We start from the raw sequence: 12,384 nt of genomic DNA, 5'->3' as shown, positions 1-12,384 counted from the left end.
GCTTTAGAAGCAAATGATTATAAGCTAATGACAACTTATATGCAGGCAACCATACTCCCTCTTATCTTCTTGTTATGTGCGTTTCAGGGCTGGGCGCAACAACAAAAAACGCTGGCCGCCGATAGTGTTGCACTGGCGGTGCCGCTGCCACAGGCCGACTCCAGTTCGTTCGTGACCAGAGCGTACAGGAGTGTGCCGCCGCTTGTGCGCAAAGCCATCGTGCCAAGCCTTCTCATCGGGTGGGGCGTCACCCACATGGACGATGAAGGCCTTTTTGAGGGAAGCCGGGGGCTCCGGAGTGCGGTGCAGCGCAATTTCCCCGATTTCAATACTACCCTGGATGACCATACTGCATTTGCGCCGGTGCTGCTGGCAGTAGGGCTTAATATTTCGGGAGTAGAGGGCAGGCACCATTTCACGGAACAGGCCGTGCTGCTCGGGATGACCTACTTCCTGAACAGGACACTGACCAACAACCTCAAAACCCTGACTCGGGTAAACCGCCCTGACGGCCACAATGACGATGCTTTTCCGTCGGCCCATACCAGCACCGCGTTTGCCTATGCCACTTTTTTCCACCACGAGTATGGGGGCAGGAGTGTCTGGTACAGTGTGGCAGGCTATTCTTTTGCTACCGCTACCGGTGCCCTTCGCATTCTCAACGACCGGCACTGGCTCTCCGACGTGCTGGCCGGGGCAGGCATAGGCATACTCTCGGCTGAGGTGGCTTACCTGGTATATCCCTTTTTGCAGCGCAAGATTGCTGGCGCCCTGAAGGAAAGGCAGCAGTTGGGCATAACGCCTTTCTATTTCGAGGGAGCGGGCGGCGTTGCTCTTGTGTACCGGCTTCCCTAATGCTTTCCGGGCGTAACTTATATATGGCCCTTTAGCTTACCTTCTTTACGCGCAGCGAAAAAGTGCTCTGGTCTATTACCTGCACGGCTTCGCCTTTCTCTATGTAGCCGTCGCGGGCCTGGGCGTCGTAAATTGTGTCATCTATCATCACGCGGCCGGAGGGAGTCATGCGGGTGTGCGCCAGCCCCGTTTTGCCCACCAGGTGATCCGCAGAGTTAGCCGAACGATACCCCTCCTTGCTGTGGAAGCTGTTCCGGAGCACCACACCATCCATCGCTTTGCTGTTCGCCAGGCGGTTCCAGGCGAAGGCAATCGCCATGCCCGCACCCGCCACGCCCGCCACGACGGAGATAAGGCTTTTCAGGAGCTGGTCGGAGGGCACGAACGTGAAGTCAAAGTTGTAGTTGTTCACCATCATCAGTACCAGCGAGCAGAGCACCAGCAGAATGCCGCTGATGCCCGTAATGCCAAATCCGGGGATGACGAACACCTCTAGCATGATCAGGATGAAACCTGCCACGAACATAAGGATTTCCCAGTTTTCCGCCAGCCCGCTCAGGTAGTAAGGCACGAGGTAGAGGATGCCCGCCAGCACAGCGGCAAACAACGGGAAGCCGATGCCCGGCGTCTGCAGCTCGAAATAGAGCCCGCCGATGATGATCAGCAGCAGGATGCCGCTGATGAAGGGGTTCAGGAAAAAGGAGATGATGGTGTCGGTGGCGCTGGGCTCGAAGCGAATGATCTCGGCATTCTGCAGGTTCAGTTCCGCCAGCACTCCCTCCACGTCTTCGGCCACGCCGTCACAAAAATCATATTTCAGGGCTTCTGAGGTCGTCAGCGTCAGCACCTGCCCGGCAGAGAGCGTGCTGTCCACGCTGGCTTCCACCATCGCCTCGGCCATATGTGGGTCACGCCCGTTCGCTTCTGCCGTGGAGCGCATGATGGAGCGCATATAGCTCTGGTATTTTCCCGGAGCGGCGGCCCCGTCGGCTCCCACCACGGTGGCAGCGCCAATGTTGGAGCCCGGCGACATATAGATGCTGTCGCAGGCAAGGGAGATGAGCGCGCCCGCGGAGGCCGCGTTGTTGTCGATGAACACGTAAACCGGTTTCGGGTAATTCAGGATGCGCTTCCGTATCTCGTCGGCATCGTTCAGGGCGCCGCCAAACGTGTCCAGCACCAGCAGCACATGGTCTGCGCCGGCCGCCGTGGCTGCGTCGAAGGCTATCTCAGAGTAGCGGTTGGTGCGCGGGTCTATCTCAGACTCTATCTCCATCACAAAAACCTTTGGCCTGTTTTGTGCTGATGAAATAAAAGGAGCCAGCAGGAAAACGAGGAGCAGGTACAGCGCTGGCGCATACTGTTGCTTTGGATAGGTTTTCATAAATTTGGGAGCTGGTTGAAGGCTTTAGCTGGCAATAAGATACTAAAAATCCACCGCATATTCTTCCGCTACAGTTTATATACGATTTTGGCGCGCCGGTGTGGCGCATCCGCCTCGACACTACCGCACGCCGCCTGGCCGTGGAGGTGCGCGACCCCGATTTGCTGCTGGCGAATTTTTACACTTTCGACATCGCAGAGTTCGGTATCAGGCAGCTGCCCTTGCAGCAGGGGCAGGCGTGGTGGCAGGGGCTGGAGGACGCACACGCCGGTTATATATACCTTCACGGCTACGGCGACTGCAAAATGGGGCAGCACAAAGGCATCACAGCCGTGGAGGCGGCCACCGCAGAAATAGCCTGGGAAGAAAAGGAACTTGCTTACTATGGCTTAGCGTTGCATGGGCTGCTGGCCTACACGGCCGCTACGCCGGAGGCTGCTTTCTGTCTGCTTCAGCCCGGCACGGGAAAGCAACTGCAGACCGGCATTCCGCAACAGCAGGCAGCGGAGGCGGTGGCGCAGTATTACCCCGTGCGTTACAGTCAGGCCGTCTACCCAAGCTTATACAGGGAGGGGGAGGAGTACTTTGCCCAGGTGCGGCAGTTCCTGGAAGCGCAGCATATGGCCGGGGCCACGCAGGCCATCGAGTACGCCGAGACTGCCACGGCGCTGGTGGTGAGCTACTACGTGCGCGCCGCAGACAACACCCTGCAAAACATGCTGGCTGTATTCAACTCGGAAGGCAGGCTATGCTTAAAAGAGCAGCTCGCTGGCGGATTAAGTGGAATCGGTTCAGATACTTTTTTTATCTTTATGGACGGATTATACTTCGTGAGGGATAGGGTCATCCTGGAGGTATACCGGCTTTTAGCATAGTAATTTTTTAGCCATGGTACGATCATTTTTAATTACGCTTGTCGTTGCACCCGTCCTTTCTTTTTCGGCCAGCGCCGCCGGTGTCACGGCTTTCCGCGATTCGGTGGGGGTGGAGCGTAAGAACGGGAAGCTGTATGTGCAGCACAAAGTGGATCCGAAAGAAACCCTGTATGCCCTGTCCCGGATGTACAATGTGCCTGTGTCGCAGATTGTGGAGGCAAACCCCAGTGTACAGACTACTATCAAAATAGGGGAGATTGTGTTGATTCCCCGCAAATCCGCTACCGCCAATGCCGTGGCCTCTACGGCAAAGGCCGTGCCTGCCGCGCCAGCGGTCAGCAGCCGTACCTACACCGTCAGCACGAGCGGCAACAAGCTGCACACCGTGGAGGCGCGCCAAACGCTCTACTCCATCTCGAAGATGTATGGCGTGTCCGTGGAAGACATCCGCCGCTGGAACAACCTGACGGACAACAGCATCAGCACCGGCACGAGCCTGGTGGTGGGCAAAGGGGGCGCAGCGCCCACCAAAAAGCCAGTATATGTGCCGGAGGCCGATGATGAGATGACCAAACCGCGGGCAACGGAGAGCGTAGCGACAGCCGCCACAGGCACGAATACTGCGGCAACAACGAGCCCGGCATCTGCCGGTCCGGCTTCTGAGCCAGTCGCCGAGGCGGAGGAAGCCGTTGAGGAAACGGTGTCTGGCGTGAAAAAAATCATGGAGAGCGGCATGGCCGAGATGATTGACCCGAAGGCAGACACGAATAAGTACCTCGCGCTGCATAAATCAGCGCCGGTGGGCACTATTATGCAGGTGAAAAACGCCATGAACGGCCAGGTGGTGTACGTGCGCGTCATCGGCAAGCTGCCGCAAACCGGGGAGAATGAGAACGTGCTTGTGCGCATCTCTAAAAAAGCTTACCAGAAGCTGGGCGCTGTGGATCCAAAATTCAGGGTGGATGTTTCCTATATGCCGTAGTTGGGTGAAATAGAAGGTCTTTGAATTGAGAACCAATAGTCCATATCACTATATCTACTATAGATGCTATGACCTGGTATGCACAACAGGTAACTATGATTTGCCTTTTGGGGCGAGTCATCTCTTAAGCTTATTTCAGGCCCTTCTGATTTTTAAGATATGTATATCTCTTCTTGGGGTAAATGTCCTAACGTTGCCTCAAACGGTAGTTTTATTCGTTGTTGCCTATATAATACTTGAAGCGGTAAACTATTTTACCTTCGTAAGTAACGAACGTTACAAAAAGATTGTCTCCAACTTTGGAAGCGAGAGTAGAAGAGGGAGGCATATATGCAGAGCGATAGCTCTAACCATAATAGCTGTTCTGATGTACTCCCTGTTATAGCCAAATCTGTAATATATAAACTAAAAAGCCCGCCGCCTATATATAAGCGGTGGGCTTTTTGGTTATATATGGCATAGCGCTTCTCTGCGGCAGCTATATATAAGGTAGCTCTTCAGGAGCCGCCTTATATATGATTTGGGTTCTTATTTTGTGTCGTAGGCCCACTTCAGGTAGATGGCCCCCCAGGTAAAGCCGCCGCCGAAGGCTGCCAGGATGATGTTGTCACCTTTCTTCATCTGGCGCTCGTACTCCCACAGGCAGAGCGGAATGGTGCCGCTGGTGGTGTTGCCGTATTTGTGGATGTTGAGCATCACCTTGTCGTTGCTGAGGCCCATGCGGTTGGCAGTAGCCTCAATGATGCGCTTGTTTGCCTGGTGCGGCACCAGCCAGGCCACATCGTCGCCGGTCAGGTGGTTGCGCTCAATAATCTCCGCCGACACGTCGGCCATGCCCTTTACAGCGAATTTAAACACCTGCTGGCCCTCCTGGTACGCGTAATGCTCGCGCGCCTGCACCGTTTCGATGGTGGCCGGTTTGCGGCTGCCACCGGCCTTCATGTGCAGGAACGGTGCTCCGGTGCCGTCAGACTTCAGGATAGCGTCCTGTATGCCCAAACCTTCTGTGTTTGGCTCCAGCATCACGGCGCCGCCGCCGTCGCCGAAGATGATGCAGGTAGTGCGGTCGGTATAATCCACGATGGAAGACATTTTATCTGCCCCCACAATGATAACTTTCTTGTACTGCCCGGACTCCACGAACTTCGCGCCCGTGGCCAGAGCGAACAGGAAGCCGGAGCAGGCGGCCTGCAGGTCGTAGCCGAAGGCGTTCACGGCGCCTACCTCGGCCGTGATGAGGTTGGCCGTCGCCGGGAAGACCATATCCGGGGTGGTGGTGGCGCAAATCAGCAGGTCTACCTCTTCGGGCCTGGTATTCGTTTTCTTCAGGAGTTCTTTCACTGCTGGAACGGCTATGTGGGAGGTGCCCATGTTCTCCCCTTTCAGAATACGCCTTTCCTTGATGCCGGTGCGGGAGGTGATCCATTCATCGTTTGTCTCGACCATTGTCTCCAACTCTTTGTTGGTGAGCACATATTCCGGGACATAGCCACTCACGCCCGTTATGGCAGCAGTAATTTTACTCATTTTATATACTTCTTAGGTTGTTTAGGTTTCAAGGGGGGCAATTTAGTAAAAAATAATTGGCATAACCTGTCCGGTTCCATAAAAGAATAACCGATGCAGACTATGCCAAAAACTGAAAGGCGCATCACGTGCCGGGGTGGGCTGCTATGCGCTGTAATTTTTCCTGAAACGTTCCGATATCCTGGAGGCCGCCATCTTCTGGGCCAGCAGCACCATGTTGCATATGGCCTGGGGGCTCGACACGCCATGGCCGATTACGGCGTTGCCGTTGATGCCCAGGATGGGGCTGCCGCCTTCCGCCTCGTAGTTGAACTTGTCGAAGAAGGGGTCGTGAATGCCTTTTTCGTGCAGGATATCATATAGCGACTCGGCCATTTTCACGATGATGTTGCCGGTATAGCCGTCACAAACGATGACATCGGCTTTATCATTGAAAATATCGCGCCCCTCGATGTTGCCGATAAAGTTAATGTCCTTGTTCTGCTTCAGGCGCTGGTGCGCGGCCTGCGTGTTCACGGTGCCTTTGCCTTCTTCCTCGCCCAGGTTCATGAGGCCCACCTTCGGGTTCTGGATGCCTAGCACGTACTTGGCGTAGATAGAACCCAACTCGCCGAACTGCTCCAGCACCTCCGGCTTGCAGTCTGCATTAGCCCCTACGTCCAGAATAACGCCCAGCCCGCCGCTCAACTTCGGAACAAAGCTGGCTATGGACGGCCGCAGTACCCCTTCCACCGCCTTCACACTGAACATGGCGCCCACCAGCATGGCGCCGGTGTTGCCGGCACTGCAGAAGGCATCGGCTTTCTGCGCCTTTAACAGGCCATACCCAAGGGCAATGCTGGAGTCGGGTTTCTGCGTGAGTGCTTTGGTGGGGTGCTCGCCCATCTCAATTACCTGCGGGGCATGTACCACCGAGATGTTGCTGCCTGTGTAACCGTACTCGCTGAGCAGTGCATGAAGGGCCTCCTCCTTCCCGAGGAGGAGGATGACTTCACCATTCTTAAGCTCCTGGGCAGCCAGCATTGCACCCTTCACAACAGCCTCAGGTGCAAAATCACCGCCCATGGCGTCTAAAGCAATTCTCATTTAAGGGGGTATTTGGGATTATACAGAACTAAAGCTAAAGCAGGCGGTGTGCTACTGCGCGTTAGCTGTATAATTCTTGATTGCCAGTTTGCCCTTGTGGAACAGGTCGCCTTCTACCACATAGGCGTGGTGGAACAGGTGCGGCGTGTCGGTAGTAGGGCAAATGGCAATGGCTTTCTCAGAGAGCTTCTGGTGAGTTCTTCTCTTATCTCTTCTGGTCTTGGAAATCTTGCGTTTAGGATGTGCCATTTTTTAGAATAATTTACTTTGGTTTATGCTTTATACTTCTGATTGTCTCTAATTCAGGTTCCGGAGGGCGTCCCAGCGCGGGTCCACCTCATCGTCGTCCTCATCGTCTTCCGCTTCGTCCTCGGAGTTTTTGATGCGCGAAGAGTATATCAGGATATCCCGATCATCGTCCTCATCGTCTTCCTCCACAAAGCGCGGGTGCAGCTTCTTCATCGGCACGGCCAACCCTATATAGTCGTACAGGTGCTGCGCCACGTTGATGGACTGCGTGTTCGGCGTTATCTGCCACAAGTCGTCGTCCAGTTCTGCGTTCTCCTCACCGTACTTGATGCGGAAACTGCCCTGCACGTCAATCGGGTAGTCAAACTCGTCCAGGCTGCGGTCGCAAATGAGGCGCACGCGGCCCTTTATATTAATACGGAAGGTCAGCAGCGACTCTGTCTTGTCCAGTTCCACCTGCGCTGTGAGGCTTCCGCCCTGGATGATCTCTTTCCCGAACAGGTCGAAGAAGGAGTCATTCATGTCAAACTCATACAAGTGCGTCTTGTTGCTGAGTTTGGCAATGCCGATTTCATAGTCTCTGAGCTTCTTCACAACCGACTTTTTCTTGCAAGATGCAAAATTAGAACATAATTCCGATAAATAAAACTATCTGTCTTATTTAAACAGCAGGCATTTCGGCCTCAAATCGCTTCCTAACCACGTCACAGGCAACAAACAGCGCTTCCCGGAAAGAGGTTTCGCTGGCGATGTATTTGGACGCGATGTCGTAGGCGGTGCCGTGGTCGGGGGAGGTGCGCACGATGGGCAGCCCGGCGGTATAATTCACGCCGCTCTCGAAAGCCAGCGTCTTAAACGGAATCAGCCCCTGGTCGTGGTACATGGCCAGCACCGCGTCCACCTGCTGGAACTGGCGCATTCCGAAGAAGCCGTCGGCCGGGTAGGGGCCGAACACCAGGTGCCCGCGCTCTTTCATATGCACCACGGCCGGACGGATGATCTCCACCTCCTCGCGCCCCAGCAGCCCCTGCTCTCCGGCGTGCGGGTTCAGGCCCATCACGGCAATGCGCGGCTTTAGGATACCAAAGTCCCTGCGCAGCGAGTCCAGCAGGATGGTCATCTTCCGGATCAGGAGTTCCTCCGTAATTTTGGCGGACACCTCCTTTACAGGCATATGCCCCGTCACGGTGGCCACGCGCAGCCCGCCGCTCACCAGCAGCATCAGGCTCTCCGGCGCGTCGAAATAGGATGTCAGGAACTCGGTGTGGCCCGGGAATCGGAAATCATCGGCCTGTATGTTGTCTTTGTTGATGGGGGCGGTCACGAGGCCGTCCAGCAGCCCGGCTTTCAGGTCGCGGCAGGCCGCCAGCAACGAGTCCAGTGAGGCTTTGCCCGACTCCGGGGTGGGGTGGCCGGGGGTGATTTCCAGCTCATTCTCCCAGCAGGGCACCAGGTTGACTTTGCGCGGTGCCAGCCCCTGTGCCGACTCCACCTCCTGGAACTGGAAATGCTCCGCCTTCAGGGCTTTCCGAACGTGCTTCAGCAGACTGGCTGAGGCATATATAACGGGGGTGCAGAAATTGAGGATGCGCTGGTCAGCGAGGGTTTTGACCACCACCTCCGGCCCGATGCCGTTGGTGTCGCCGATGCTGATGCCTATTTTGGGTTTGCTCTTGTTGTCCATGTGGTTATCGGGCCAGTGTGCTGAGGTAGTTATATATAAGCCGGACGCCGGAACCTGTGGCCAGTTTGCCCCGGTAGCTGTCTTCGCTGTGCAGGTAGGCGGTGCCCGCTATATCGAAGTGTACCCACGGGTAGCTGGTGAAGGCCTCCAGAAACTTGCCCGCCGTGATATGGCCCGCATCCGTGCCGCCGATGTTCTTCAGGTCAGCAATATCTGACTCCAGCTGCTTTTTATATTCATCCCACAACGGAAACTCCACGGTGCGCTCATGCACGTTATCACCGGCTTGCTTCAGGGTGGCCATCACTTCCTCACCGGCTGTGCCCATCACCACCAAACCCTCTTTGCCCACAGCGCGCATGGCCGAACCAGTGAGGGTGGCGAAGTCAAGCACCAGCTCCGGATCATATTTTTTGGCGAAGCTCAAGGCATCGGCCAGTATCAGGCGCCCTTCCGCGTCGGTGTTCAGCACCTCCACCGTCAGGCCGTTGTGCATGGTGATGATGTCGCCGGGGGCCACGGCGCCGGGGCCGGGGCGGTTGTCGGTGGCGGGCACCAGTCCGATGACATGGAGCGGCAGCTTGTTTTTGGCGGCCGCATACAGCACGCCCGCCACGATGGCCGAGCCTGCCATATCCGATTTCATATAGTCCATGGACTGTGGCGTGGGTTTCAGGCTGAGGCCGCCGGTGTCATATACCACGCCTTTGCCCACCAGTATATAGGGTTTCGTATTCTTAGCGTTCTCAGGCTTCCATTCCATAATGCTGAACGTGGCCGGTTCTTCGCTGCCCTGGTTTACGGCTGCCAGCCCGCCCATCTTCAGCGACTGTATCCTGATCAAGTCCAGCACTTCCGTCTTGAATCCCGCCTGGCGGCCCAGTTCCTCAAATTGCTCGCTCAGTTGCGTGGCCGTCTGGTGGCTGTGCGGCTCGTTCACCAGGTCGCGCACTGTATATACGGCCTCCAGCACATTCGCCAGCTCCTGCACTTCCTGCCCACTTAGGTTTTCATCTGCGATGGTGATGGTTTGCAGCGGGCTCGGCTTGGCATCTTTTGTCTTGTGCTTCTGAAACTGGTAGTTGCTCAGGCAGAGGCCCTCGGCTATATATAAACTGGCGTCCGTGCCTGTTTTATCGAGCAATGTGATGCTTTCCACTTTGTCCGTCTTCAGCTGCTTCAGCAGGGAATGCCCGGCCTGCCGCAGCGCCTCGTTCTTCAGGGCTTCCGTTTTGGCATCCGGGGACAATAGTATATATAGGCGATGTGAGTAGCGGTTGAGGGAGATGAGTTTGGCTTCCTGCTGCACCTGTTGCTGCACGTATTGCTGCTCCTCCGGTTGCAGTTCTGTCAGTTGGTTCACCTGGTCGGGCGCGACGATCAAAGCCAGGTCCTTATTATTACCTAAGCTTGTGTCGTATTTGAGTTGTGTTGGCATCTCTTGTTTGTATCTTTGGTGTGCAATATAGTAAGTATATAACGGAATGCGAAAATCCGCCGGCTGTCGCAGCTTTGCAGTTCCTGCGCCTTAACGTTTAACGGGTTTGCGCCGAAAAGTATACCTGGAAGGCACAAAACCATAAAAAGCACCACGTGAGCAACGTAAAACCAAAGAAGAACCTGGGCCAGCATTTTCTGGTGGATCAGAACATTGCCAGCAAGATTGTGGAGCAACTGACGCTGCCCGGGGGGGTAGCCGACGTGCTGGAGATTGGCCCAGGCATGGGCGTGCTCACGCAGTACCTGCTGCAGCACAAGGAGTACCGCACCACCGTGCTGGACATCGACCGCGAGTCCATCGCCTACCTGCAGCAGCACTTCCCGCAGCTCGGCGACCGTATCATCTCCGCCGATTTCCTGAAAACGGACCTTGGCACGCTGTTCCCCGGCAAATTCGCCATCATCGGCAACTTCCCATATAACATATCGAGCCAGATTTTCTTTAAAGTGCTGGAGCACCGCGATGTGGTGCCGGAGGTGGTGTGCATGATTCAGAAGGAGGTGGCCGAGCGGCTGGCCTCCCTGCCGGGCTCGAAGGCATATGGCATCCTGAGCGTGCTGCTGCAGGCCTATTATATAATAGAGTACAAGTTCACGGTGGACGAGCACGTGTTCCATCCGCCGCCCAAGGTGAAGTCGGCCGTCATCCGGCTGGCGCGCAACGGGGTGGGGCAACTAGATTGTGACGAAACACTGTTTAAGCAGGTGGTGAAGCTGAGTTTCGGAACCCGGCGCAAAACGCTCCGTAACTGCCTCCGGAGTTATAACCTGCCGCCCGAGGTAACGGCGCAGCCCGTTTTCGACAAGCGGGCCGAGCAACTGTCGGTGCAGGATTTTGTGGCTTTGACAAACGTAGTGAAGCAGAATATATAAGGTTTATATGCAGCAGGTAGAGATAACGCGCGAGTACATTGAGCAGGTAGAGGAAGCCATCGGGCGGAAGGACAGCGATTTCATCCTGAGCACGATGGCCGACATGCATCCCGCCGATGTGACGACGGTGCTCTACGAACTGGACACGAACGAGTCGAAGTACGTGATGGACCTGCTGCCGCCGGACACCGGCGCCCAGATTCTCAGCGACCTCGACTACGACATCCGCACCGATTTCCTGGGCTACTTCACCAGCGCCGAGATTGCCCGCTACGTGAACCTGATGGACTCTGACGACGCCGTGGACATCCTGAACGAGCTGTCGGTGCAGACGCGCGAGGAGGTGATTGCCCTGCTCGACAACGAGGAGAAGGCTGCGCACATCCTCGACCTGTTGCACTACGAAGAAGACTGCGCGGGCGGTCTGATGGGGAAAGAGCTCATCAAGGTAAACCTGAACTGGCGCGTGCGCCATTGCATCGAGGAGATTCGCCGTCAGGCCGAGGATGTGGAGCGCATCTATACCGTCTACGTGACTGACAACAAGGATATACTGGTGGGGCGCGTGAGCGTGAAGCGGCTGCTGCTGGCAAAGGACGACACGCCCGTGAAGGAGATATATAACCCGGACGTGATCTCCATCGAGTCGTTCCGGGATGAGAACGAGGTGGTGAGCGTGATGCAGCGCTACGATCTGGAGGCTATTCCGGTGGTGAATATACAGGGCAGGCTGCTGGGGCGTATCACCATCGACGACGTGGTGGATGTGATGCAGGAGCAGGCCGAACTCAGCCGCCAGCTCATGACGGGTATCACCGAGAACGTGGAGGAGGATGACAGCGTGTTCCGAATTTCGCGCTCCCGATTGCCCTGGCTCATTATCGGCATGGTAGGCGGTTTGCTGGCGGCGCAGTTTATGGGCTTGTTTGAGGCCGATATCGCGGTGTTGCCGGCGGTGGCGCTGTTTGTGCCGCTCATCACGGCAACTGGCGGCAACGTGGGCATCCAGTCCTCGTCCATCATCATCCAGACGCTTTCTTCCAACGCGGTGGTGTTTGAGAATTTCGCCCAGCGTATCCTGAAGCTGGTGCTGGTGGCCATGCTCAACGCCCTGATCATCTCCATCCTGGTTTTCGGCTTTTCATACCTTTTCCGGCACGAGCTGAAATTGTCCATCGTGGTGTCGGTGGCGCTGTTCTCCGTGGTGATACTCGCCTCGCTGATGGGCACCATCACACCCATGATCCTGGATTGGTTCGGCATCAACCCGGCTGTGGCGGCAGGCCCCTTCATCACCACCGCCAACGACCTGCTGGGGCTGGCAATTTATTTTGGCATCGCGCATATGCTGTATAATTTGTAGGCATAT

At 56.0% G+C, this 12,384-nt stretch carries 12 protein-coding genes; 5 read left to right on the top strand and 7 right to left on the bottom strand.

All coding sequences use genetic code 11. The features are described from left to right. Positions 1-39: 39 nt before the first annotated feature. Positions 40-855, top strand: a complete 816-nt coding sequence (locus tag GSQ62_RS04135) for a phosphatase PAP2 family protein (RefSeq protein WP_161888337.1) — start codon at positions 40-42, stop codon at positions 853-855. 31 nt (positions 856-886) lie between these two features. Here GSQ62_RS04135 and GSQ62_RS04130 read toward each other — a convergent pair whose 3' ends face one another. Then, a complete protein-coding gene (locus tag GSQ62_RS04130) occupies positions 887-2,239 on the bottom strand; it encodes an NfeD family protein (RefSeq protein WP_161888336.1) in 1,353 nt (450 codons plus the stop codon). A 98-nt stretch (positions 2,240-2,337) separates the two neighbouring features. On the opposite strand from GSQ62_RS04130, the gene GSQ62_RS04125 reads away from it, so the two are divergent. Together GSQ62_RS04125 and GSQ62_RS04120 are read left to right on the top strand one after the other, a co-directional pair. Next, a complete protein-coding gene (locus GSQ62_RS04125; RefSeq protein WP_161888335.1) occupies positions 2,338-3,114 on the top strand; it encodes a DUF4905 domain-containing protein in 777 nt (258 codons plus the stop codon). Between the two features lie 13 nt (positions 3,115-3,127). After that, the gene (locus GSQ62_RS04120) at positions 3,128-4,096 is read left to right on the top strand and encodes a LysM peptidoglycan-binding domain-containing protein (RefSeq protein ID WP_161888334.1); all 969 of its coding nucleotides are present in this window, start codon (positions 3,128-3,130) and stop codon (positions 4,094-4,096) included. 528 nt (positions 4,097-4,624) lie between these two features. On the opposite strand, the gene GSQ62_RS04115 is transcribed toward GSQ62_RS04120, so the two are convergent. The 6 genes from GSQ62_RS04115 to GSQ62_RS04090 form a co-directional block, all read right to left on the bottom strand. Continuing rightward, complete coding sequence (locus GSQ62_RS04115) at positions 4,625-5,623, bottom strand: beta-ketoacyl-ACP synthase III (protein ID WP_161888333.1); 999 nt, start codon at positions 5,621-5,623, stop codon at positions 4,625-4,627. A gap of 144 nt (positions 5,624-5,767) precedes the next feature. Beyond that, positions 5,768-6,709: a phosphate acyltransferase PlsX gene (plsX, locus tag GSQ62_RS04110; RefSeq protein ID WP_161888332.1), complete on the bottom strand. Its 942-nt coding sequence runs from the start codon at positions 6,707-6,709 to the stop codon at positions 5,768-5,770. A 51-nt stretch (positions 6,710-6,760) separates the two neighbouring features. Continuing rightward, positions 6,761-6,958 (bottom strand): 50S ribosomal protein L32, encoded by a 198-nt coding sequence (gene rpmF, locus GSQ62_RS04105; protein WP_161888331.1) that lies wholly within the window; start codon positions 6,956-6,958, stop codon positions 6,761-6,763. A 48-nt stretch (positions 6,959-7,006) separates the two neighbouring features. Then, entirely contained in the window at positions 7,007-7,552 is a 546-nt protein-coding gene (locus tag GSQ62_RS04100; RefSeq protein WP_161888330.1) for a YceD family protein, read from the bottom strand. A gap of 67 nt (positions 7,553-7,619) precedes the next feature. After that, entirely contained in the window at positions 7,620-8,642 is a 1,023-nt protein-coding gene (gene pdxA / locus GSQ62_RS04095) for a 4-hydroxythreonine-4-phosphate dehydrogenase PdxA (RefSeq protein ID WP_161888329.1), read from the bottom strand. 4 nt (positions 8,643-8,646) lie between these two features. After that, a complete protein-coding gene (locus tag GSQ62_RS04090) occupies positions 8,647-10,080 on the bottom strand; it encodes a leucyl aminopeptidase family protein (RefSeq protein WP_161888328.1) in 1,434 nt (477 codons plus the stop codon). Positions 10,081-10,235: 155 nt separating this feature from the next. Here GSQ62_RS04090 and rsmA point away from each other — a divergent pair, with 155 nt between their 5' ends. Then, positions 10,236-11,015, top strand: a complete 780-nt coding sequence (gene rsmA, locus GSQ62_RS04085) for a 16S rRNA (adenine(1518)-N(6)/adenine(1519)-N(6))-dimethyltransferase RsmA (protein ID WP_161888327.1) — start codon at positions 10,236-10,238, stop codon at positions 11,013-11,015. Positions 11,016-11,022: 7 nt separating this feature from the next. Beyond that, entirely contained in the window at positions 11,023-12,378 is a 1,356-nt protein-coding gene (gene mgtE / locus GSQ62_RS04080; RefSeq protein ID WP_161888326.1) for a magnesium transporter, read from the top strand. Positions 12,379-12,384: the final 6 nt, after the last annotated feature.

Origin of the sequence: Pontibacter russatus, from assembly GCF_009931655.1 — a bacterium.
Lineage (GTDB): Bacteria > Bacteroidota > Bacteroidia > Cytophagales > Hymenobacteraceae > Pontibacter > Pontibacter russatus.
This window is presented reverse-complemented; position numbering and strand designations above follow the sequence as displayed.

Bases quoted from the DNA above. Each gene is read 5' to 3' on its own strand.
- GSQ62_RS04135 (WP_161888337.1), top strand. From the start codon at position 40: ATGCAGGCAACCATACTCCCTCTTATCTTCTTGTTATGTGCGTTTCAG.
- GSQ62_RS04130 (WP_161888336.1), bottom strand. From the start codon at position 2,239: ATGAAAACCTATCCAAAGCAACAGTATGCGCCAGCGCTGTACCTGCTC.
- GSQ62_RS04120 (WP_161888334.1), top strand. From the start codon at position 3,128: ATGGTACGATCATTTTTAATTACGCTTGTCGTTGCACCCGTCCTTTCT.
- GSQ62_RS04115 (WP_161888333.1), bottom strand. From the start codon at position 5,623: ATGAGTAAAATTACTGCTGCCATAACGGGCGTGAGTGGCTATGTCCCG.
- plsX (WP_161888332.1), bottom strand. From the start codon at position 6,709: ATGAGAATTGCTTTAGACGCCATGGGCGGTGATTTTGCACCTGAGGCT.
- rpmF (WP_161888331.1), bottom strand. From the start codon at position 6,958: ATGGCACATCCTAAACGCAAGATTTCCAAGACCAGAAGAGATAAGAGA.
- pdxA (WP_161888329.1), bottom strand. From the start codon at position 8,642: ATGGACAACAAGAGCAAACCCAAAATAGGCATCAGCATCGGCGACACC.
- GSQ62_RS04090 (WP_161888328.1), bottom strand. From the start codon at position 10,080: ATGCCAACACAACTCAAATACGACACAAGCTTAGGTAATAATAAGGAC.
- mgtE (WP_161888326.1), top strand. From the start codon at position 11,023: ATGCAGCAGGTAGAGATAACGCGCGAGTACATTGAGCAGGTAGAGGAA.